Genomic DNA, 20,280 nt, shown 5'->3' on the forward strand with positions numbered 1-20,280 from the left:
GGGAGGGGGGTGAGAAGGTTCAGTACCGGCCCCAGGTGAATTTCGAGGACAGCGCGTAGTTCCACACCGCACCGACCAGCACGCCGATCAGCGCCGATGCTGCCCATGCGCCGTCGCGCATCTCGTACAAGAACGCGGCGATGCCGACGTTGGCGATCGCGCCGACCGAGCAGATCACCGCGAACGACACCCAGCCGTCGACCAGTTGCCGCCAGCCCTTCAGACGCCGATCACGATAGGTCAGCGCGTTGTTGAGGAAGAAATTGAAGGTGAGCGCGGCAAGCGTCGCCCCGATTTCGCCGATCACGAAATTCGTGCCGAGCCCGACGAACAGCGCGGTCAGCACTGCCATGTGGATGCCGACGCCGAGCACGCCGATCGCCGAGAACATCGCGAACCGCACCGGCACGACCCGCCCGAACATCCGGTCGTAGATCGCGATCAGATATTCCATCGCGACGACGTGATCGAGCTTGCTCTCGCCCTCGGTGCGACAGCGGAAGGTATAGGGTACCTCGACGAAACGCAGCGGTGTCGGCGACGCGGTGAGCAGGTCGAGCAGGATCTTGAAGCCGATCGCCGACAGCGAGGGCGCGAGGCGGCGGACGATGTCGGTGCGGATCATGAAGAAGCCGCTCATCGGATCGTTGAGGTCGCACTTCAGCACGCGGCGCGACAGCTTGGTGGCGAGCGCCGATTTGGCGACCCGGTCGCTGTCCCACTCCCCGGTGCAGCCGCCGCTGACGAAGCGCGAGCCGATCGCCACGTCGGTCTCGCCGTCCTTGAGCAGATCGAGCATCGTCGGCAGCAATGTCTCGTCGTGCTGGAGATCGCCGTCGATCACCGCGACGATCGGGGCGGCTGTGGCGCACATCCCCTCGATGCACGCCGACGACAGCCCGCGCCGGCCGATCCGCTGGATCACGCGGACCCGCTTGTCGAGCCGGGCGATCTCGCGCGCGGCATCCGCCGTACCGTCGGGACTGTCGTCGTCGACGAAGATCGCCTCCCAGTTGCGCCCGGCCAGCGCTTGGTCGAGCTTGGCGATCAACGTCGGAACGTTGGCCTTCTCGTTGAACGTCGGGATGACGATCGCAAATTCGAGAAGGTCGGCGATCACCGGGTCAGCCGAGTTCGGCGAGAACGGCGTCGCCCATCGCAGAGGTCGAGAGCGTGCCGCCAAGATCTGGCGTGCGCGCGCCCTTCAGGATCGCGGCGGCGACCGCTGCCTCGATCCGGTCGGCGGCTTCGGGCAGGTCGAGCGAGTGGCGCAACATCATCGCCGCGGACAGGATTGCGGCGCAGGGATTGGCCTTGCCCTGCCCGGCGATGTCGGGCGCGCTGCCGTGGATCGGCTCGTACATGCCCTTGTTCGAGTCGTTCAGCGCGGCGGACGGCAGCATGCCGATCGAGCCGGCGCACATCGATGCCTCGTCCGAGAGGATGTCGCCGAACAAATTACCGGTGACGATCACGTCGAACTGCCCCGGATTGCGCACCAACTGCATTGCCGCATTGTCGACGTACATATGGCTGAGCGAGACGTCGGGATAGTCGGCCGACACCTCGATCACGACGTCGCGCCACAGCTGCGAGGTCTCGAGCACGTTGGCCTTGTCGACCGAGAGCAGCTTGCCTTTCCGCGTCCGCGCGGTTTCGAAACCGACGCGAGCGATGCGCGCGATCTCGGCCTCGTCGTAGCGCATCTCGTCATGGCCTTCGCGCAGGCCCTCGGCCGTCGTGCGGATGCCCTTGGCGCCGAAATACACGTCGCCGGTCAGTTCGCGGACGATGACCATGTCGATCGAGCGGGCGATCTCGGGGCGGAGCGCGGAGGCGTCCTCAAGGCCGGCGAACAGTTTCGCAGGGCGCAGGTTGGCGAACAGGCCGAGTTCCTTGCGCAGGCCGAGAATGGCCTGCTCGGGGCGAAACTGGCGTTCGAGCGCATCGCAGTCGGGATCGCCGACTGCACCGAACAGGATCGCGTCCGCGCGCTTGGCGAGTTCGAGTGTCTCGGGCGGCAGCGGATGACCCGCGGCCTTGTATGCGGCGCCGCCGACGAGGCCCTCTTCGTAGGTGAGGTCGAGACCGAGCGTATCGAGCACCCGCCGCGCTTCCGCGGTGACTTCGGGTCCGATGCCGTCGCCGGCCAGTATCGCAATCAAAGGCATGTGCGTTCCTCCTGCGCGGGCCTTGCCGGGCGAGGCGCGCTCACGCAACCGCCCTTTTGAGCCGATCGACCAGCCGGTCGCGCGCCGCCAACGGGTCGGCGCGACGGTCGACGAGGATGTCGCGCGCGAGGAAATGTCCCGTCAGGCGCAGGCCGTCGAAGATGTCGGGCCAGTCCGCTTCGCCGCCGGCCTTGACGAAGGGCGGCAATCTCAGCAGCTTGGCCTCGTAGCCGAACGCCGCCCCGCGCGAGACCGCCGCGCCGCTTTTGGGGCTGACGAAGCCGAGATCGTCCTCGGTGCCGCTGGCAACGCACCGATCCAGATCGAGCCCGAAACCGAGTTCGGCGAGCAGCAGCAATTCGTACCGCACCAGTGCCGCCGCCCAGCCGCGCGCGGACGGCGCCGCCTCGATCGCGCCGAGCACGCCCTCCAGCGCATCGTGGATGTGCGGATAGGGCTGCGCTTCGGGCAGCGCGGCGGCGGTGAGCGCGGTGGCCCATTCGAGCGCGCCCGCGGCGAGCGGCTCGCCGTGCATCTGCGCGCGACTGTGGATCAGCTCGGCGGTCAGCGAGGCGAGTTGCTCGCCGGTCCGCGCGCGCCACTCGCCCTGGATGACGTTCGCCTGGAGTAGCACCGGCCGCATCGCGCGCGAGCGGCCACCGCGGACGTAGCCGGGCTGGATGCCGTCGTTACGGGTCAGCGCGCGCACGATCGCGCCATGCTCGCCGTGTTGGCGGACGGCGACGACGATGGCGGCTGCGCGGAGATGCATGGGGTGTTCTTAGCCTCTCCTGCGGTGCGTGGGAGGCCTCTTGTTCCGCCTGCCCCGTCATCCTGACGAAAGTCAGGATCCAGAATAACGAATGCCACCCTGCGTGGCTCTGGATCCTGACTTTCGTCAGGATGACGGTGGTGGGTCTTTAGGAAAATGCGATCCAAGGCGCGGATAGGAGAAACTATTCCGATCCTAGTGTCGGATGTTCTGCGCGAGCTTGGCTAGGGCGGGATGGGTCGCCGCGCGCTTTGCCGAGGCTATCGCACTATCAAACCCTTGCAACGCCGCCACCGTCGCGCGGTTCGCTAGCGTCCGCCGCAGCAACAGCACATCTACGCACGCTGTCCCCGCGGTCGAGAATTGGCGCTTGTGCTGACCTTCGCCCTCGGTGAAGTCGAACCGCGCAAAGCGCCTCCCGGCGAACAGCTCGCGCATCGCCTCGACCTGCAGAACCGCCCCCGGCGACAGGTCGTTATGCACCGGGTCATGCCCGACATAGGTGTAGCACAGCGACTCGCCATCGGCCGTGCAGCACAGATATGCGGCCGGGGTTCCCGCGATAAACAGGAGCCAGGCGCGCAGTCCGCCCTGGGCCGCGAGCGATCCGAGATGGCGCACCGAAACAACATCGTCGGGCAGTCCCGATCCGAGCAGCTTCTCCTGATACGTCGTCGTGGACACCGCGCGGGCGAGCGGATGGAAGGCCGCAAACGCCTCCGCATCATGATAGCGCCGGATATCGAGCACGCCGCCGTTCGCCGCCGCGAGCTTCTTGGCCTTGCGCTTGATCCCCGACCGCGCGCTCCCCGAAAGACCCGCCAGCCACGCCGCCTCGCCCGCTGCCAGATCGACATGATACCGCACGTATCGCTGCCGGACGAACGCGAGCAGGCCGCGGCGATCGAGACCGGCAAGCATCGGCTCGGGCAACGACGTCACCAGATATCCGTCGGCATCGTCGGGCAGCGGCGGCAGGACCAGCCCGGTCGCTGTCGCAGCCGGCGCCAGCACGGCATCGAGCGAAAACGCCACGCGCACCAGCCGTCGCGGGATCGTCGCCAGAGTCCGCGCGCCAACCTGGAACTTCAGCGCGATACGCGGCGTCATCCGCGACGCATCGATCCCGGTCGCTCCTCGACCCAGTTCGACCAGAGCTGTTCGGCCTGCCGCCAGCGCGTCCGGAGCGCATCGGGACCAAGCGGCACGTCGGCGCGTCCCAGCGCCAAGGTCGGACGATCGGCGAAGTGCATGGTGGGCAGCACTTCGCGCATCTCCGACAAGGTGCCGCACAGCGCCTGGAAACGCCGGACATGGACCGCGTTCGGCCGCGTGCCGCGCCGGTTGGCGAGTTCGAAGCCGTGGCTGACGATCGTCACCGCCGAATGGCCCGCCACCGCAGCGTGCTCCAGCGCGTCATAGCTTTCGCCTGCCGACAGCGCACAGAGCTGGAATGTCCGCACCCGCCCGCGGATATCCTCGATCACGGTCACCGGCACTTCGATGATACAGCGTTCGCCGCCGCCCGCGGTATCGTCGATGCACCATGCGACCGGCGCGATCTGATCGGCCGCCAACGAAATGCGGCTCGTCCCCGGTGCTTCAGACCCGTTATGGCTGCTGTCATAGCTGAAACCGAGCATCGCCAACGCGGTCAGCGTATCGTCGTTCGCGGCATAGCTTCCCGCGCGAAAGGCGATCGGCTTGGGCGCGCCGGCCTCGATCAGCAGGTCTCTCGCCTGACCGAGAAGGTCGCGCTGTTCGGTCAGGCTGTAGTCGAACAGTTCGAAGCGCGCATGCGCGGCGCCGCGATCGCCCGCCTTGGCGCCCGTCCAGTTGGGGTGAATGTGAAGCTGAACCTCCTGCCCGGCCTCGAGAATCGTCTCGATCATGCGGCGGACCGGCGCCATCCCGAAGGTGATCGCGGGCATCGGGTCCACGAAGAAACAGGCTTTCAGATCGTGCCGCGCCAGCTCGGCGAGCTGATAGCCGAGCCCCACCCCCGCGGGTTCGAGCGACTTCGCATAGATCGCCTCGCAATCCAGACCCGCCGCGTGGTGCCGCCAGGCGAACTCGGTATCGACGGTGAGGAAAACGGATGTCGTCACTGCCGCAGCCTGTAACAATTCGTGATGAAGATTCTGTTTAGCCCGGTCGAGCGAATCCATATCCTCGCCTGAGGTCAGCGCGAATGGTAGAAATCGTAGACCTGCTGCGCCACGCCCGCCGACACGCCCGGCGCCTGCTGAAGATCCTGCAAACTCGCATTGCGGACCGCGCGGCCGGTGCCGAAATGCATCAGCAGCGCCTTTTTTCGCGCCGGGCCGATGCCGGGGACTTCGTCGAGCGGGCTGGCGCCGATCGCCTTGCTGCGCTTGTCGCGGTGGACGCCGATCGCAAAGCGGTGGACCTCGTCGCGCAGGCGCTGGAGGTAGAACAGAACCGGCGCATTGACGGGGAGCTGGAACTCGCGGCCGTCGAGCATGTGAAACACCTCGCGGCCATCGCGGCCATGTTCGGGGCCCTTGGCGATGCCGACCAGACACACGTCCTCGACGCCGATCTCCTCGAGCGCGGCTTTCACGGTGTTGAGCTGTCCCTTGCCACCGTCGATCAGCACCAGATCCGGCCAGTCGCCCGAATCGCGATCGGGATCCTCGGCTTGGGCGCGCGAGAACCGCCGCGTGAAGACCTCGCGCATCATCGCGAAATCGTCGCCCGGCGCGGTATCCTTGTTCTTGATGTTGAACTTTCGATACTGGCCTTTGCGGAAGCCCTCCGGCCCCGCGACGACCATCGCGCCGGTCGCGGCGGTGCCCTGGATGTGGCTGTTGTCGTAGATCTCGATGCGCTCGGGCGGCTCGGCGAGGTCGAACAGGTCGGCGACCTCGCGCAGCAGCTTGGCCTGCGTGGTCGATTCGGCCTGGCGCCGCTCGATCGCCTCGATCGCGTTGCGCTTGGCCTGGTCCATCAGGCGGCGGCGATCACCCCGCTGCGGGACCTGCAACGTGATCTTGTAGCCGGCGCGTTCGCCTAGTGCTTCGGCCAGCAATGCACCTTCCGTCAGTTCGCGGTCGAGCAGGATCTGTTTGGGCGGCGGGACCTCCTCGTAGAACTGGCCAAGGAAGCTGGTCAGCACTTCGTCCTCGGGGACGTCGTTGGTGTGCTGCGGGAAGAAGCTGCGATGTCCCCAGTTCTGGCCGCCGCGGATGAAGAACGCCTGGATGCCGATCAGGCCGTCCTTGCACGCCATCGCGAAGATATCGGCATCGCCGACGCCCTCCGCGTTGATCGCCTGCGTGCCCTGGATGAAGGTGAGCGCGCGAAGACGATCGCGGAGCAGCGCCGCGAGTTCGAAGTCCATGTTCTCCGCGGCGGCCTGCATCTGCGCGCCGAGCTTGGCCTGCACGCCGGTCGACTTGCCGCCGAGGAACGCCTTCGCATCTTCGGTAAGCTCCCCGTACGCGGCCTCGTCGATCCGGCCGACGCACGGCGCGGAGCAGCGCTTGATCTGGTAGAGCAAGCAAGGCCGGTCGCGCGTCTTGAAGAAGCTGTCGGTGCAACTGCGCAGGAGGAACAGCTTCTGGAGCGCGTTGAGCGTGTTGTTGACCGACCCGGCGCTGGCGAACGGCCCGTAGTAATTGCCCTTCGCCCGACGCGCGCCGCGGTGTTTCTGGACGCGCGGGAAGGCGTGGTCGTCGCGGAGAAGGATGAAGGGGAAGCTCTTATCGTCGCGCAACAGCACGTTGTAGGCGGGGCGGTAGCGCTTGATGAGCTGCGATTCGAGCAGCAGCGCCTCGGCTTCGTTGTTGGTGGTGACGATCGTCATCGACCGGGTCTGCGACACCATCCGCTGGAGGCGCTTGGTGAGGCGCTCGACCTGGCAGTAATTGGCGACGCGGTTCCGGAGCGCACGCGCCTTGCCGACGTAGAGCACGTCGCCGCGCGCGTCCTGCATGCGGTAGACGCCGGGGCGGATCGGCAGCGTATCGAGCACGTTCCGGATCGCCGCTACGCCGGCCGCGAGGTCTGGCGCTTCACCACCACCGCGGACCGCGAATGTGGATTTGTCTTCGTTGAACCGGTCGGGGGAATTGGGGGAGGACATCGCTGAGGAATCTAGGGAGTGCGAGGGGGTTACGCCAGCGGTCGCCTTTGGCGCTGGAGAAGTGATTTTCACGCGAAGGCGCAAAGGCGCGAAGAGAAGGGAGGAGTTGGTTCACGCGGAGACGCGGAGCCGCGGACAGAAGGTTAGAGCACCCAGCGTTCGTTCTCAACCTGCCGAAGGCTTACAGCCACTCGTGGCTGCTCGGTACATCATCCCGAGCCGCAACACCTCCGCGGCTCCGCGTCTCCGCGTCTCCGCGTGAACCAACCTTCTCTTCGTGCCTTTGCGCCTTTGCGCCTTCGCGTGAATCAATCTTCCGCGCCCTACGGGCGAAGGCAGACGATCAGGTTTGGGCGAAGACCTTGGTGCCGACGATGCCGACTACGGTCAGGGCCATGAAGCAGGCCTGGATGCCGCTGACCTTGTCGCCGAACAGGACGACGCCGCCGATGATGACGCCGATCGCGCCGGCTCCTGTCCAGATCGCATAGGCGGTGCCGGCGGGGAGGCCGCGCATCGCGAGCGCGAGCAGGCCCATGTTGATGAAGCTGAGGATGATCGGGACGCTGGAGGCCTGCCATGTGGCGACGGTGGCCGCCCATTTCAGGCTGAGCGCCCAGCAGATTTCAGTGACGACGGCGACCGCGAGGATGAGCCAAGACATGAATGTTCTCCAACGGGCTCAGATTGGAGACCCGGCCGCCGGAAACCCGGGAAGAGACGGCCGTCTGTGCAAAACAGGAAAAGCGCCAAGCCAACTACCATTCCCTCGCGGAGGCGGGGGTCCCGGGTTGCAGGCGCTGTCCTATGAGATCCTGGGCCCCCGCCTTCGCGGGGGAACCGCAGCGCTTCGAGCGCCGCCCCCGGTTAGTTGAGGCGGCTGAGACCCGAGATCGAGCGGTCGACCATCATGCGGTCGGCGGCGGCGTCGTGATGCTCGGCGATGAGGATACCGGCAGCCTTGGCCGCGGCATCGGCAGCCCGCGCGCGAACCTCGGCAATCGCGGCGCGTTCGGCGGCGGCGATCTTGTCTTCGGCCATCTTGGCGCGGCGGGTCATGAGGTCTTCCGCACCAGCCTTGGCCTTGGCGATGATCGCCGCGGCTTCATGGTGCGCGTGGGCCTTCATGGCTTCGGCCTCGACGTGCGCGGTCTTGGCCTTCGCCTCGTATTCGGTGCGGATCGCTTCGGCTTCGGCACGGAGCGCCTTGGCTTCGTCGAGCTGCGTACGGATGCCGGCGATGCGCGTGTCGAGCATCTTGCCGATCATGCCTGGAACCTTCTTCCAGATCATCAGCAGGATGACGACGATCATCGCCACCGCGACCCAGCCGGTCGAAGTCAGGCCGAGCGCGGTCGGATCGGACACATGCTCAACGCCGCCGGGCGCAGTCGTGTGACCCTGGAGGCCCTGGTTGTCGATCGCACCCTCGGGCTCCATGCCCTCGCCGTGGATGACCTTTGCGGCCGAATCTGGATTAGCCATGCGCCGTCGTCCTGCGTACCGCGTCGGTCGCCGCGTCCAGGCTGACCTGGAGACCAGCGACCTTGGCGGCCAATTGCTGTGCTGCTTCGGCGGCGACGCCCTGCAAGTTCGAGAGCGCCTCGGCCTTGGCGTTCGCTACCGCAAGATCGTGATGACCCAGGCGCTCGGCGAGTTCGGCATCGGCCGCATGGACCTGCTGCTCGAACGCCGTTGCGGCACGCTTTGCAGCGGCCGCCGTCTCCGCCTGCGCCGCAGTACGCGCCGCGTCCATTTCGGCCTGCCAGTTCGCCTGGACCGTATCGGCCTGCGTACGGGCAGCGACCGCCGCTGCCAGATCCCCTGCAATCTTGCCTTCGCGCGAGTCCACGTTGGACACGATCTTTGGCACCATTCCCTTGCCGATCCCGAAATACAGGATGCCGAAGGTGAGGAGCAGCCAGAAGATCTGCGAGGCGTAGGTAGCGGCTATCTGGGCAATCTGGGGCATTGGTCTGTCCTGCGTTAATCCGGCCGGGCGCGGTTGCCCGGCCAAATCAGCGAGTGGTTAGGCGACGAACACCAGGATGATCATGGTGACGAAGGCGAGCAGACCGAGAAGCTCGGCTGCTGCGAAACCGATGAACAGACGGCCCTGCTGGCTGTCGGCTGCGCCCGGATTGCGCAGAGCGCCGGCGAGGAACTGTGCGAACACGTTGCCCACGCCGAGTGCCGCGAGGCCCATGCCGATCGCTGCGAGGCCGGCACCGATCATCTTTGCTGCGTTGACGTCCATGATAAATTCCCTTTGAAAATCAGTTAGGTAATGGAAAACTTAGTGAAGGTTAACGGCGTCGTTCAGATAGACCGACGTCAGCAACGCGAACACGTATGCCTGGATCGCGGCAACCAGCAGTTCCAGTAGCGTGATGCCGATCATCAGCAGCATGCTCGGCGCGCTCACCAGACCGATGTACATCCCGCCGAGGTTCAGGCCGTTGATCACGAACGCGGCGAGCACCTTGAGCAGGATATGCCCCGCGGTCATCGCCACGAACAGTCGCAGACCGAGCGAGAACGGACGCACCAGGAACGACATCAGCTCGACCACGAAGATCAGCGGGATCATCAGTGCGGGCGTACCGCTCGGCACGAACAGCGAGAAGAAGTGGAAGCCGTGCTTGCCGAAGCCGACCAGCAGCACGATCGCGAAGCTGATCAGCGCCAGTACGCCCGTAACGGTCATGTGGCTGGTCACGGTGAACGGGTGCACGCCGGGGACGATGCCGAACGGCAGGAGCCCGATGATGTTCGCGAACAGGATGAACATGAACAGCGAGAAGACATAGGGCACGAAGCGCTTGCCGCCGGGGCCGACATTCTGCTCGAGCATCCCTGAGATGAAGCCGGTGAAGCCCTCGACCGCCATCTGCCAGCGACCGGGCACGAGCTCGCGCTTCATGCCACCGATCATGAACGCCCAAAGCGCGACCAGCGTCACCACCATCCACAATGCGGAATTGGTGAACGACAGGTCATAGCCACCAACGATCCAGTGCGAGCCGAACGCCGGCTCGATCAGGAACTGGTGCATCGGATCGATCTTGCCGCCCTGTTCTGCCGCCACGTGGAATCCCTGCCGTCTTGATACGACAAACGCCCGGTTACTCCGGGCGTTCGCCTGAAATTCGAATGATCTGCCTGAACGCGACCGCTATCCCGAGGAACAGCAGCACGATCAGTCCCCAAGGGCCAGTGCCGAACCAATGGTCTATCAACCACCCGATCAGCGCACTGCCGACGAGACTCCCGATAAGAGCCGAAATGACGCGATTGCCTTGCGAGTATCCCCGCTCGGCATCCGGCCCCTTCTGCCCCTTAGCGAGCGTTTCCCGATGCTGCGCCTCTCGCAATCGCTCATCGAGCGCGGAAAGTCGCGGATCTTCAACACCCTGGGGGTCCTGTCCGGGTTCGATCTCCGCCACGCACGTTCCTCCACCTGATTTCGCATCGGGGAGGAAGCAAGCAGCGACGAGCGATCCCGCCAAGGCGCGGTCCGTTTAGAAAAGGGGGGGGGGCAAGTCAACCGGTGTGACACGGGCGTCATCAATGTCCGGTTGGGTTACTGGCGCTAGGTAGCAGGATGGCGACTGATGCCCAGCCCGTCATCCTGACGAAAGTCAGGATCCAGAGCCACAAGCGAACCGTGCTTGGCTCTGGATCCTGGGTCGAGCCCAGGATGACGAACTAGGAAAGCGTCGCGCCCTTACCCGGGTCGCTCAGACGCAGCGCGAATCGCGTTCGGGGGCGCCAGCGGTGCGGGTCTTCCAGACACCGTTGGGCGTCTTGTACTTCTCGCCGGGGTTGGTCTGCATGATCAGGTTGCACCCGCTCGTGAACGCGAGCTGCTCGACCGTCGCGCCGCTCGCCTGCGCCTTTGCCGTGTACGCCGACTTGCGCTGGATATTGATGTTGTTGACCAGCGCACGCAGATCGCCGCTCGCAGCGCCGACCAGGCCGAGATAGCCGTCGGGCTGCTCACCGACCTCGCCCCCGGCACGCGCCGCGGCATAGGCCGGATCGCGCTGCGCGGTTGCCGCGACAGACAGGCCACCGAGAGCCGCCGCTGCGGCAACCATCATAAGGACCTTGGTCTTCATCTTAGAATATCCCCGGATTCTGCTGGATCAACGATTTCGCCTCGCCATCGAGACGATAGACCACTTCCTGCGTGACGTTGATGTTGAGGTTGATCTCGATCGGCTTGTCGGGCGCCGACACGTTGATGCAGCCCGGCAAGGCCGCCGTCAGCCCGATAATCGCGATCGTCCTCGTCATCCTATGCAAGATCGGCCTTTGCTCCAGCTTCTTCAATCCTGTTTCGGTCATGGCACGATCCTGCTTGCGGGAGGCTGAATGGTTGGAAGTTTGGGAGGAGGCGGCGCCGACTGCTGCTGGAGCAAGGCCGGCAGGTTGCGCTGGATCAGCCGCTTCGGATCGTAGAAGCTCTGCGCCGAATCGAGCAGCCCGCGGAACGGCGCCTTGATCCGGATATTGAACACGAACGGCAGCTTTTGCAGGCGGCGGACGATGAAGTTCGACTTCGCCCCCTCACCCTGGCTGATCCCGGCAAAGCGCACGTCGGTGACCATCTCGCCTGCGAGCGGCCCGTTCATGCCGACCCGCAACGACTGATACCGCAGCGACTTCAGCGCCTGGAACGCGATGTTCGCCCACATGCCGAGATCCTTCTGGCTGAGATCGCCGACATAGGCGAGCGTGCCGCCGCCTTTGCGCACCTGCAGATCGCCGCCTTCGATCCGGCCGCCCGTTTCATCGAAGATCATCGGCAGCACGCCGTCGAAGATCCCCGTCGCGTCGAGATTCTTGAAATCGAACTGTTGCAGGAACTGGTCGGCGGCCATGTTGACGACGTGGAACGTCATCCGCCGCTCCTTTGGCGAGGAGAAGTCGAGCAAGGTCGGGTCGAGCGTTAGCGACCCGCCCGCGAACGGCCATGCGCCGCCCTCGACCTGCACGCGCGCGCCGGGCAGCGTCTGGTAACGGATCGTGCCGTCCGTGACCGGGATGCCGGGGTTGAGCGTGCGGATCGTCGCGACCTGCCCCGGCGCGCTCTGGAGGTTGAGCAGGTCGGTGAAGCGGATCTCGGTGGCGATTCCCGTGACCGGGCCGAACGCAGCGGCGAGATCGGTGCCAGCGGTGCGGAACACGCCGGTGCTCGTCACCCCGTCGGGGTTCCAGGCGATATGCCCCGCGCCGCTGACCGATCCGTTGACGTCGGCGATAACACCGAAGGTCAGCGGAGTAAGCGCGTCGGGTTGCAGCTTGTCCTTGGCGAACGCGATCGCGGGCACGTTCAGGTCGGCCTTGCCTGCGCCGGCACCCAGCGCGTGGGTTAGCGTGACGTCGGCGACCTTGGTGTTGGTGGTCGGCTCGAACAGCATTCCGGCCGCGGTGATCGTGCCGTTAACCAGCGCGAGCGTCACGGTGCGTGCGGCGAGCGGCTTGAACCGCGGCGTCGGCGCGGCATCGGACACACCCATCGCGCCGGTGAGGTTGAGCGCGCCTTTGACGAGCGTCCAGTCGCCGGCGGCTTCGCCGAGCAACAGCGGCACGTTGGCAATCTGTCCCGAGCCACCCGTGAACGCGCCCGCCACGCCCTGCCCGGTCATGCGGCCCGTGACGGTGGCGAAATCGAGTCGCGTGACACGTTCCGGCGCGCCGATGCGGGTCTGCACGCCGTCGATGGCAAAGCCGCGATCCGCCAGCCGCACGGTCGCTCCGGCGATCGCGAGCGTGATCGCGGTGGTGCCGAGTCGCCCTCCCAACTTGGCCGCAGCGATCTTCGCGCCGCCGCTGACCCGAGCACCGTTGATCTGCACCAGCGCGCCGTCGACAGGGCACAAGGTCAGCCGCGACGGATCGAGCACCAACCCGGATATCGCCAGGCGCTGGATTGCCAGAGGCACGCAACCGGTGTTGACGACCAGCCGCCCGCGACCGTCCCAAAGCGCCGCAACCGGCATCGACAGGCCATCGACACGGTTGGCAGCACCGCCCGCACCGATCGGTCCCCCAAGCGTGACTCGCGTCGTAATCGAGGTCGTTCCGCCCGGCGTCGCGCTGAAGGTAACGGGCGTGAGCGCCAGCCGCGCGCCACCGGCCACGTAGGGCGCGATGGTGGCGACGCCGCGGATCGCCGCGCCTGGTTTCGCCTGCGCCAACGACACGCGCGCCTCGGGCAAGCCGCCGCCGCGCATCGCGAGAACCGTGTCGAGCCGCACCCCGCCGTTCGGCCAGCCGAACGCGACCCCGCTCCCGCCACCGAGCGCCACGCGCGCACCGCTGGCGGAGGCGAGCGCCAGACGCGACAGCAAGGCCTTGCCGCGCCCGCCCTCGATCCGCACGCGAACGTCGGCGTCCGCGGCAAATCCGCGGCCGGCCTTCTGGACCGCCTGCGTCACCGCACTCGCCAACGGCGCGACGGGCGTCCCCGCGGCTGCCCTGCCTATTCCCACCAGCCCTGCAAGTCGCTTCTGCGCCATCGCGGCCCCGCTCGCCTGGACGCGCCCGTCGAACGCGATCTGTTGGCCTATCCGGTAGGTGCCCGCGAACGAGACCCGCCGCGCCCCGCCCTCGGTGGTGCGAACCGTGTCGGCGGCGATGTCCGCCTTGCCGCCGGTCGCCGCCGCGGTGCCGGTGAAGTCGATCGTGCCCTCGACGCCGGCCAAAGTCGCACTCGGCGTCCGTGCTGCGCCCGTCTTGAGCGTGGCCTTACCCTGCCAGCGATCGAGCGCGGCGGAGAGGCCGACGTCCAGATTCGCCACGATCCGCTCCGCCTGCGTCGTCCCGCAGGCGAGTCGCGACACGCGCACCGGCCCCGTGATCGTCGGTTTCACCGCGTCGATCTGCAGCTTCACCGTCGCCGCCAGCCGATCGATCACGCACCCGCCGAGATCCAGCCGCTCGCTGATCGCCGCCAGCGACCCGCGGAACCCGTCGTCGAGCTTGCCGGAGCCCGCCAGCTTCAGCCCGACGATCCCTTGCGGTGTCTCCAGCCGCATCCGCCCGTCGGCGACCGAGACGTCGAGCGCGGGCAACGCGAACGGCTTCCCCGACGGCGCTGGCAGCAGCTTGTCGATCGCGCCGAGCGAGACTTTCCCGTCCACCAGCCGCCCGCGCAGCCGGACCTTCCCCGCGCGCGCGCCCTCCAGATACGGGCCCGACAACCCGACGCCGGTCCGCGTTTCGACCCAGTCGGCGACCAAGTCGGGATGCTCCGGATCGCCGATCACCACGTTGGTCAATCGCTGGCCACCCAGCGCGAGGTCCGCGATGTCGTAGCGCGCGGGCACGCCGGCCTTGGCGAGTTCGCGGTCGATGAACCCCTCGGCGATCGGCTTCCGTACCAGCCACAGCACGACCAGCCCCGCGATCAGCAGCAGCGCGATCACCAGCGCAGCGCGGCGGGCGGTCGCAGGACGGCGAGGGTCGGCCCCGGGGTCGGCCCCCGTCTCGCTCGTCTCGGTCACCCACTCACTCCGCTACGCTTTCGCGGCCTGCATAGGCGGGAGCGTGGCTCTCATGCAATTGCCCAGGGATGTGCTAGCATCGCAAAATGGCCGAACCGGACGAAGACGCTGACGTCCGGGGGGACGATCTGAAGGGCCATCGCGGCCGCCTCCGCAAACGCCTGTTCGAGGGCGGCAGCGACGCACTGCTCGACCACGAACTCATCGAATACCTGCTCGCGATCGCCATCCCCCGCGGCGACACCAAGGCGCTCGCCAAGGCGCTGATGCGCGAGTTCGGCGGGATCGGCGGCGTGCTGACCGCGGACGCCGAGGCGCTCGGCCGGGTTAAGGGCATGGGCGAGATCTCGACCGCGGCGATCAAGATCGCGCATGCCGCCGCAATCCGCCTGCTCCAGTCGCAGGTCAGCGACCGCCCCGTGCTCGCCAACTGGCAGGCGTTGCTCGATTATCTTCGCGCGGACATGGCGCACCACGCGATCGAGCGCTTCCGGGTTTTGCATCTGAACACCAAGAACATGCTGATTCGCGACGAGGTGATGAGCAAGGGGTCGATCGACCAGGCCGCGGTGTATGTTCGCGAAGTCATCCGCCGCGCGATCGACCTCGGCTCCGCGTCGATCATCCTCGTCCACAATCACCCGAGCGGCGACCCCTCCCCCAGCCGCGCCGATATCGACATCACGCGGACGATCGCCGAGGCGGGCAAGCGGCTCGGCATCACCGTCCACGACCATATCGTGATGGGCACCGGCGGCCATGTCAGCCTGCGCGCGCAGGGGTTGATCTGACGCAACTAGATAAGCGTGTAAGTTCCTTCAAAGTCCGGGCCGTTTCGCGCGCGCCTTCGTTGTCTCACCGAAGGAATTGCATGTGGACAACAAGCTACACGACGAAGCCTCGATCGTAACCGCGGAACACGGCCAAGTCCTGGTCGATGGGCCGGACGGCGTTGCGGTATCGCTGACGCCCGATGCCGCCGTCGAGACATCCGACCGGCTGTTGGACGCCGCGGTCGAAGCGCAAGGCCAGATCCTGATCGAGGCGCAGGTCGAAAAGGAACGCGCCGCCCGCAAATCGAGTTGATCGGCAGGCCTGTTTTGCGGATCAGGGATTGTTGAAAGTCGCCCCCTGATCCGCTGTATCGATCAGCCTTGCGTCAGGAAGCTGGTCACTTCGGTTTTAGTCAGTGACTTGTTCTTGTCGGTATCGGCCTGCGCGAAGGCGGCAGAGACCCATTTCTTGGTCTCGGGCGCATCGGGCTTGGTCGAGGGATCGGTCTTGGTCTTCAGCGCGACCATCCAGCCGGCGAACTCCGCCGCGCTGAGTTTGCCGTCGCCGTTCTTGTCATAGGTCGGAAACTCGGTGTCGACGACCTGCGCGACCTGACTCCCCGTCGCCGGTTGCTCGCGCGCGGCGGACTGCATCGGCACCGGGTCGGTCGGTGCACCGGACTGCGGAGTCGCCACCGCATCAGACTGTGCCGCCTGCGCAGCAACACCGCCACCGGACGCGGGCGCTTGCGGGGATGTCGCAGCGGTCTGTGCTAATACGGGTACAGCAATCATCACCGCGCCAGCCAGCATAGCATATTTCAACATTGCGTCTCTCCGGTACTGTTCTACGCATCTACTAGGTCGTTCGACGATCGAGCCCAACATATACTCGGCACCGCGAACCACTCACCAACTTTATACGCGCACGATCGCCGGCTTGCTACGCAGCGAGGGGTATTTGAACCTTTTCCTGCGTCCTGCTACCGCGTTTTCAGCCTGCATCGGCGAGGCCTCGTAACGGGGACCGCCACCGCAGCATCGCTTTCACGCCCGATATCAGCCCCGAGGAAACCCGATGGTCCCCCGCTATTCCCGCCCCGACATGGTCGCGATCTGGACGCCCGAAGCGCGCTTCAAGATCTGGTTCGAGATCGAGGCACACGCCACCGACGCGCTCGCCGAACTGGGCGTGGTACCCAAGGAAGCGGCCGCCGCGATCTGGGAAAAGGGCGCGTTCGAGGTCGACCGCATCGACGAGATCGAGCGCGAGACCAAGCACGACGTCATCGCCTTCCTGACCAACGTCGCCGAGCATGTCGGCCCCGAAGCGCGCTTCATGCACCAGGGCATGACCTCGTCCGACGTGCTCGACACGTGCCTTGCCGTGCAGCTGGCGAAGGCGAGCGACATCCTGATCGCCGATCTCGACGCGCTGCTGGTGGTGCTCGAACGCCGCGCACGCGAGCACAAGATGACGCCGACGATCGGCCGCAGCCACGGCATCCACGCAGAACCCGTGACGTTCGGGCTGAAGCTCGCGCAGGCGCATGCCGAGTTCGCCCGCAATCGGGCGCGGCTGGTGGCGGCGCGCGAGGATGTCGCGACCTGCGCGATCTCGGGCGCTGTGGGGACGTTCGCGAACATCGATCCGTTCGTCGAGGAGTATGTCGCCGGCAAGCTCGGCCTGTCGGTCGAGCCGGTCTCGACGCAGGTCATCCCGCGCGATCGCCATGCGATGTTCTTCGCGACCCTGGGCGTGATCGCCAGCTCGATCGAGCGGCTCGCGACCGAAGTGCGCCATCTGCAGCGCACCGAAGTGCTTGAGGCGGAGGAGTTCTTCTCGCCCGGGCAGAAGGGGTCGTCGGCGATGCCGCACAAGCGCAACCCTGTGCTGACCGAGAACCTCACCGGTCTCGCGCGGATGGTCCGCGGGTATGTGACGCCGGCGATGGAGAACGTCGCGCTCTGGCACGAGCGCGACATCTCGCACTCGTCGGTCGAGCGGTACATCGGACCAGACGCGACGATCACGCTCGATTTCGCGCTCGCACGGCTGACCGGGGTGATGGACAAGCTGGTCGTGTATCCCGAGCGGATGTTGAAGAACCTCAACAAGATGGGCGGCCTCGTCCATTCGCAGCGCGTGCTGCTGGCGCTGACGCAGGCGGGCGTGAGCCGCGAGGACGCGTATCGGCTGGTGCAGCGCAACGCGATGAAGGTGTGGGATTCGGACGGCGCGCTGTCGCTGCTCGAATTGCTGAAGGCGGACCCGGAAGTGACGCTGAGCGATGTCGAACTCGAGGACAAGTTCGACCTCGGCTATCATCTGAAGCACGTCGACACGATCTTCACCCGGGTGTTCGGCGCGGCCTGACTCCCCTCGTCATCCTGACGAAAGTCAGGATCCAGAGTAACGAAACACCGTCCTGCTTGGCTCTGGATCCTGACTTTCGTCAGGATGACAAATGGAGCGGGACGGTGGACGGCCCATGAACACCAACGTGCACGCAACGCAATTGCGATTTCGCGTTACAAAATTGCGACAACGCGCAACTATGCCCATATCCCGCTTGCCGGATATTGTTCCGGCATCGGAGACCTACCCATGCGCATGTTCGAAACCGTGACCAGCACCATGCTGGCGATCGCGGCTCAAGCGCTGGTGGTCGGGGTGGTCATCACCGCCTTCTGATCCATCGGCCCGCCCGCCCCCTTCCAAGGGGGCGCGGCTAGGCCGGGAGTTTCAAGACCCGCTAACGACTACCGCTTGCGCGGATAGCGCGCGGCGAATTCCTCGTCGGACATCACCAGATAGCGGATCATGTCGATCAACGCCCACGGCGCGCTGATGACCAGACCGATCACCGTGATGGTGAGCACCAGCATGACGATCCCCGAGCCGGTCCGACCGAGGTAGAAGCGGTGGATGCCGAGCGTGCCGATCACGAACGCCATCACCGCCGCGACGTATTTGTTGCGATCGTTGGTGGGGAGGGCCTCGGGCGGAACGGCGCGACGTTGGCCCGGCGCAGTCGGCATCGGGAAGACGCTGAGCGCACGGTCATTGGCAGCCTCGAAGTCGACCTCCAGGCCGATCGCAGGTTCGCCGCGATGCGCCCAATCCTCGCGGGCGAACCGGTACCGCTGTCCGTCCTGTCCTGCGACGAGCCCTTCGCCCGTGCGGGGATCGACGCCTAAAACCTGTCCGCGCATGTCATTCCTCGGTGTTCGTTTCGCATTCTGGCGGATGATGCGGATCAGGCAAGCTTGAACTCATGCTTTGCCAGATTAGGCGGCGAGCGGGGTTTGACGCCAATGTCTGTCGTCGTCGTTGTCTGCATCTGTCGATTGCATTTTCCGCGAGCGGATCGCACGCTTGTGCGCCTTCGCACCCGGGCGCCGAGTGAAGACGCTGAGCCAACGGGTCATTAAGCTCCGGACACGCAGGCTGGATGCTGCAGCGGCCAGCGCCATGAGAATGTCGACATAGGCTGAAATCTCGAACGTCGTGATCCAGATCGCGACATCGGGAGCGGCCAGAGTGAGCAGCCTGATACCGTCGCCTTCGCCGACGAGCGTGACCATTGCGGCCGTCAGCATCAGCAGGACCATGACCGCGGCATCGCCCCGCGTGAACCGTGCCAACCGCGCCGCAGGCTTGTCGATCAGCACTCGGCGCATCGCGTTGCCGATCGGCGTCTGGGGGGCGGTGGCCATGGCCAGCCAACATGCGACTGCGGTGAAAAGACATGCCAGCATTGCGCCCCCCTTTGCTTCAGTATCGTAACTCGACTTATTCCCCCGCGAACACGCCCTTCAGCTTGGCGAAGAAGCCCTGGCTCGCCGGGCACTCGTCACCCGTCTCCGTCTCGCGGAACATCTCGAGCAGTTCCTTCTGGCGGTTACTGAGACGCGTGGGGGTTTCGACGTCGATCTGGACGACGAGGTCGCCGTGGCCGCGCCCTTGCAGGACGGGCATGCCGGCGCCGCGCTGGCGGAGTTGCTTGCCCGACTGGATGCCGGCGGGGATCTTCACCTCGTGCGTGCGGCCGTCGAGACCGGGGATCGACAGCGCCCCGCCGAGCGACGCGACCGTGAAGCTGATCGGCGCGCGCGCGAACAAGGTCGTGCCTTCGCGCTCGAACAGATTGTGCTTGGTGACGTGGAGGAAGATGTAGAGATCGCCGGACGGCGCACCGCGGGCGCCCGCCTCGCCTTCGCCCGACATGCGGATGCGCGTGCCTTCGTCGACGCCGGGGGGGACGTTGATCGACAGCGTCTTGGTCTTCTCGACACGACCTTCGCCGCGGCAATCGGGGCATGGGTCGGCGATGACTTCGCCCGCGCCGTTGCAGACCGGGCAGGCGCGCTCGACCACGAAGAAGCCCTGCTGCGCACGGACTTTCCCATGACCACCGCAATGCTGGCAGGTTTTCGCGCGAGTGCCAGCCTTGGCACCCGAGCCGTCGCAGGTGTTGCAAAGCGCCGAGACGTCGATCGTGATCTCGGTCGTCTTGCCGTGGAAGGCTTCCTCCAGGCTGACTTCCATGTCGTAGCGAAGGTCCGCGCCGCGCCGGGCCGCAGACCGGCCGCCGCCACGCTGCGCGCCGCCCATGAACTCGCCGAAGACGCTTTCGAAGATGTCGCTGAAGCCGCCGAAGTCCTGCGCGCCGCCACCGTGACCGCCGCCGCCACCGTTCTGGAACGCGGCATGGCCGAAGCGATCATAGGCTGCACGCTTCTGCGGATCCTTAAGGCACTCATAGGCCTCGCTGACCGCCTTGAACTGCGCCTCGGAATCCTTGCAGCCGGCGTTCTTGTCCGGGTGATATTTCATCGCGAGCTTGCGGTAGGACGACTTGATCGTCCCCGCATCCGCGGTCCGCTCGCATTCGAGCAGTTCGTAATAATCTGTCTGGGTACTCATAGCGGCCCTCTT

23 protein-coding genes are annotated in these 20,280 nt (G+C 66.0%); 4 read left to right on the forward strand and 19 right to left on the reverse strand.

What is annotated here, in order from left to right:
- Nucleotides 1-19 precede the first annotated feature (19 nt).
- The 15 genes from C8J47_RS09480 to C8J47_RS09555 all read right to left on the reverse strand — a co-directional run bounded on the left by C8J47_RS09480 (nucleotide 20) and on the right by C8J47_RS09555 (nucleotide 14,565).
- A complete protein-coding gene (locus tag C8J47_RS09480) occupies nucleotides 20-1,117 on the reverse strand; it encodes a glycosyltransferase family 2 protein (RefSeq protein WP_121885824.1) in 1,098 nt (365 codons plus the stop codon).
- Between the two features lie 7 nt (nucleotides 1,118-1,124).
- A complete protein-coding gene (gene leuB / locus C8J47_RS09485) occupies nucleotides 1,125-2,171 on the reverse strand; it encodes a 3-isopropylmalate dehydrogenase (protein ID WP_121885481.1) in 1,047 nt (348 codons plus the stop codon).
- Nucleotides 2,172-2,211: 40 nt separating this feature from the next.
- On the reverse strand, nucleotides 2,212-2,943 hold the full coding sequence (recO, locus tag C8J47_RS09490; RefSeq protein WP_121885482.1) for a DNA repair protein RecO: 732 nt from the start codon (nucleotides 2,941-2,943) through the stop codon (nucleotides 2,212-2,214).
- A gap of 195 nt (nucleotides 2,944-3,138) precedes the next feature.
- Nucleotides 3,139-4,053 carry a GNAT family N-acetyltransferase gene (locus C8J47_RS09500; protein WP_121885484.1) on the reverse strand — a complete coding sequence of 305 codons (915 nt, stop codon included), beginning with the start codon at nucleotides 4,051-4,053 and terminating at the stop codon, nucleotides 3,139-3,141.
- Nucleotides 4,050-5,051, reverse strand: coding sequence for a polysaccharide deacetylase (locus tag C8J47_RS09505; protein ID WP_121885825.1), 1,002 nt, complete (start codon nucleotides 5,049-5,051; stop codon nucleotides 4,050-4,052). Before C8J47_RS09505 ends, C8J47_RS09500 begins: the two co-directional genes overlap by 4 nt.
- Before the next feature lie 74 nt (nucleotides 5,052-5,125).
- The gene (gene uvrC / locus C8J47_RS09510; protein WP_121885485.1) at nucleotides 5,126-7,051 is read right to left on the reverse strand and encodes an excinuclease ABC subunit UvrC; all 1,926 of its coding nucleotides are present in this window, start codon (nucleotides 7,049-7,051) and stop codon (nucleotides 5,126-5,128) included.
- Nucleotides 7,052-7,394: 343 nt separating this feature from the next.
- Nucleotides 7,395-7,715 carry a multidrug efflux SMR transporter gene (locus C8J47_RS09515; protein ID WP_121885486.1) on the reverse strand — a complete coding sequence of 107 codons (321 nt, stop codon included), beginning with the start codon at nucleotides 7,713-7,715 and terminating at the stop codon, nucleotides 7,395-7,397.
- Nucleotides 7,716-7,918: 203 nt separating this feature from the next.
- Nucleotides 7,919-8,491: a hypothetical protein gene (locus C8J47_RS09520; protein WP_183129086.1), complete on the reverse strand. Its 573-nt coding sequence runs from the start codon at nucleotides 8,489-8,491 to the stop codon at nucleotides 7,919-7,921.
- 37 nt (nucleotides 8,492-8,528) lie between these two features.
- Entirely contained in the window at nucleotides 8,529-9,023 is a 495-nt protein-coding gene (locus tag C8J47_RS09525) for an ATPase (protein WP_121885488.1), read from the reverse strand.
- A 57-nt stretch (nucleotides 9,024-9,080) separates the two neighbouring features.
- Nucleotides 9,081-9,308: a F0F1 ATP synthase subunit C gene (locus C8J47_RS09530; protein ID WP_031394300.1), complete on the reverse strand. Its 228-nt coding sequence runs from the start codon at nucleotides 9,306-9,308 to the stop codon at nucleotides 9,081-9,083.
- A gap of 39 nt (nucleotides 9,309-9,347) precedes the next feature.
- Nucleotides 9,348-10,106 (reverse strand): F0F1 ATP synthase subunit A, encoded by a 759-nt coding sequence (locus tag C8J47_RS09535; protein WP_056056028.1) that lies wholly within the window; start codon nucleotides 10,104-10,106, stop codon nucleotides 9,348-9,350.
- 70 nt (nucleotides 10,107-10,176) lie between these two features.
- Nucleotides 10,177-10,497 (reverse strand): AtpZ/AtpI family protein, encoded by a 321-nt coding sequence (locus tag C8J47_RS09540; RefSeq protein ID WP_121885489.1) that lies wholly within the window; start codon nucleotides 10,495-10,497, stop codon nucleotides 10,177-10,179.
- A gap of 294 nt (nucleotides 10,498-10,791) precedes the next feature.
- Nucleotides 10,792-11,172 (reverse strand): YdbL family protein, encoded by a 381-nt coding sequence (locus C8J47_RS09545; protein WP_093399745.1) that lies wholly within the window; start codon nucleotides 11,170-11,172, stop codon nucleotides 10,792-10,794.
- 1 nt (nucleotide 11,173) lies between these two features.
- A complete protein-coding gene (locus tag C8J47_RS09550) occupies nucleotides 11,174-11,350 on the reverse strand; it encodes a YnbE family lipoprotein (RefSeq protein ID WP_082444354.1) in 177 nt (58 codons plus the stop codon).
- A 47-nt stretch (nucleotides 11,351-11,397) separates the two neighbouring features.
- The gene (locus C8J47_RS09555; RefSeq protein ID WP_259467467.1) at nucleotides 11,398-14,565 is read right to left on the reverse strand and encodes a YdbH domain-containing protein; all 3,168 of its coding nucleotides are present in this window, start codon (nucleotides 14,563-14,565) and stop codon (nucleotides 11,398-11,400) included.
- An 86-nt stretch (nucleotides 14,566-14,651) separates the two neighbouring features.
- On the opposite strand from C8J47_RS09555, the gene radC reads away from it, so the two are divergent.
- Nucleotides 14,652-15,356, forward strand: coding sequence for a DNA repair protein RadC (gene radC, locus C8J47_RS09560; RefSeq protein ID WP_121885490.1), 705 nt, complete (start codon nucleotides 14,652-14,654; stop codon nucleotides 15,354-15,356).
- An 82-nt stretch (nucleotides 15,357-15,438) separates the two neighbouring features.
- On the forward strand, nucleotides 15,439-15,651 hold the full coding sequence (locus C8J47_RS09565) for a hypothetical protein (protein WP_121885491.1): 213 nt from the start codon (nucleotides 15,439-15,441) through the stop codon (nucleotides 15,649-15,651).
- Between the two features lie 62 nt (nucleotides 15,652-15,713).
- Here the strand turns inward: C8J47_RS09565 and C8J47_RS09570 are convergent, their stop codons facing one another.
- Nucleotides 15,714-16,166 (reverse strand): EF-hand domain-containing protein, encoded by a 453-nt coding sequence (locus C8J47_RS09570; protein WP_121885492.1) that lies wholly within the window; start codon nucleotides 16,164-16,166, stop codon nucleotides 15,714-15,716.
- A gap of 250 nt (nucleotides 16,167-16,416) precedes the next feature.
- On the opposite strand from C8J47_RS09570, the gene purB reads away from it, so the two are divergent.
- Both purB and C8J47_RS18890 read left to right on the forward strand, forming a co-directional pair.
- Nucleotides 16,417-17,715, forward strand: coding sequence for an adenylosuccinate lyase (gene purB / locus C8J47_RS09575; protein ID WP_121885493.1), 1,299 nt, complete (start codon nucleotides 16,417-16,419; stop codon nucleotides 17,713-17,715).
- Nucleotides 17,716-17,799: 84 nt separating this feature from the next.
- Nucleotides 17,800-18,033: a hypothetical protein gene (locus tag C8J47_RS18890; RefSeq protein WP_147454305.1), complete on the forward strand. Its 234-nt coding sequence runs from the start codon at nucleotides 17,800-17,802 to the stop codon at nucleotides 18,031-18,033.
- Nucleotides 18,034-18,101: 68 nt separating this feature from the next.
- On the opposite strand, the gene C8J47_RS09580 is transcribed toward C8J47_RS18890, so the two are convergent.
- From C8J47_RS09580 to dnaJ, 3 genes are all read right to left on the reverse strand, one after another.
- Nucleotides 18,102-18,554, reverse strand: coding sequence for a TM2 domain-containing protein (locus tag C8J47_RS09580; protein WP_121885494.1), 453 nt, complete (start codon nucleotides 18,552-18,554; stop codon nucleotides 18,102-18,104).
- Nucleotides 18,555-18,629: 75 nt separating this feature from the next.
- On the reverse strand, nucleotides 18,630-19,058 hold the full coding sequence (locus C8J47_RS09585; protein WP_121885495.1) for a hypothetical protein: 429 nt from the start codon (nucleotides 19,056-19,058) through the stop codon (nucleotides 18,630-18,632).
- A 76-nt stretch (nucleotides 19,059-19,134) separates the two neighbouring features.
- A complete protein-coding gene (dnaJ, locus tag C8J47_RS09590; protein WP_121885496.1) occupies nucleotides 19,135-20,268 on the reverse strand; it encodes a molecular chaperone DnaJ in 1,134 nt (377 codons plus the stop codon).
- Between the last annotated feature and the right edge of the window lie 12 nt (nucleotides 20,269-20,280).

The organism is Sphingomonas sp. PP-F2F-G114-C0414 (genome assembly GCF_003688595.1).
GTDB lineage: Bacteria > Pseudomonadota > Alphaproteobacteria > Sphingomonadales > Sphingomonadaceae > Sphingomonas.

What these genes read in the sequence shown, in the direction of transcription:
- leuB (WP_121885481.1), bottom strand. Translation starts at nt 2,171, where the DNA reads ATGCCTTTGATTGCGATACTGGCCGGCGACGGCATCGGACCCGAAGTC.
- recO (WP_121885482.1), bottom strand. Translation starts at nt 2,943, where the DNA reads ATGCATCTCCGCGCAGCCGCCATCGTCGTCGCCGTCCGCCAACACGGC.
- C8J47_RS09500 (WP_121885484.1), bottom strand. Translation starts at nt 4,053, where the DNA reads ATGACGCCGCGTATCGCGCTGAAGTTCCAGGTTGGCGCGCGGACTCTG.
- uvrC (WP_121885485.1), bottom strand. Translation starts at nt 7,051, where the DNA reads ATGTCCTCCCCCAATTCCCCCGACCGGTTCAACGAAGACAAATCCACA.
- C8J47_RS09515 (WP_121885486.1), bottom strand. Translation starts at nt 7,715, where the DNA reads ATGTCTTGGCTCATCCTCGCGGTCGCCGTCGTCACTGAAATCTGCTGG.
- C8J47_RS09520 (WP_183129086.1), bottom strand. Translation starts at nt 8,491, where the DNA reads ATGGAGCCCGAGGGTGCGATCGACAACCAGGGCCTCCAGGGTCACACG.
- C8J47_RS09525 (WP_121885488.1), bottom strand. Translation starts at nt 9,023, where the DNA reads ATGCCCCAGATTGCCCAGATAGCCGCTACCTACGCCTCGCAGATCTTC.
- C8J47_RS09530 (WP_031394300.1), bottom strand. Translation starts at nt 9,308, where the DNA reads ATGGACGTCAACGCAGCAAAGATGATCGGTGCCGGCCTCGCAGCGATC.
- C8J47_RS09535 (WP_056056028.1), bottom strand. Translation starts at nt 10,106, where the DNA reads ATGCACCAGTTCCTGATCGAGCCGGCGTTCGGCTCGCACTGGATCGTT.
- C8J47_RS09545 (WP_093399745.1), bottom strand. Translation starts at nt 11,172, where the DNA reads ATGAAGACCAAGGTCCTTATGATGGTTGCCGCAGCGGCGGCTCTCGGT.
- C8J47_RS09550 (WP_082444354.1), bottom strand. Translation starts at nt 11,350, where the DNA reads ATGACGAGGACGATCGCGATTATCGGGCTGACGGCGGCCTTGCCGGGC.
- radC (WP_121885490.1), top strand. Translation starts at nt 14,652, where the DNA reads ATGGCCGAACCGGACGAAGACGCTGACGTCCGGGGGGACGATCTGAAG.
- C8J47_RS09570 (WP_121885492.1), bottom strand. Translation starts at nt 16,166, where the DNA reads ATGTTGAAATATGCTATGCTGGCTGGCGCGGTGATGATTGCTGTACCC.
- purB (WP_121885493.1), top strand. Translation starts at nt 16,417, where the DNA reads ATGGTCCCCCGCTATTCCCGCCCCGACATGGTCGCGATCTGGACGCCC.
- C8J47_RS18890 (WP_147454305.1), top strand. Translation starts at nt 17,800, where the DNA reads ATGACAAATGGAGCGGGACGGTGGACGGCCCATGAACACCAACGTGCA.
- C8J47_RS09580 (WP_121885494.1), bottom strand. Translation starts at nt 18,554, where the DNA reads ATGCGCGGACAGGTTTTAGGCGTCGATCCCCGCACGGGCGAAGGGCTC.
- C8J47_RS09585 (WP_121885495.1), bottom strand. Translation starts at nt 19,058, where the DNA reads ATGGCCACCGCCCCCCAGACGCCGATCGGCAACGCGATGCGCCGAGTG.
- dnaJ (WP_121885496.1), bottom strand. Translation starts at nt 20,268, where the DNA reads ATGAGTACCCAGACAGATTATTACGAACTGCTCGAATGCGAGCGGACC.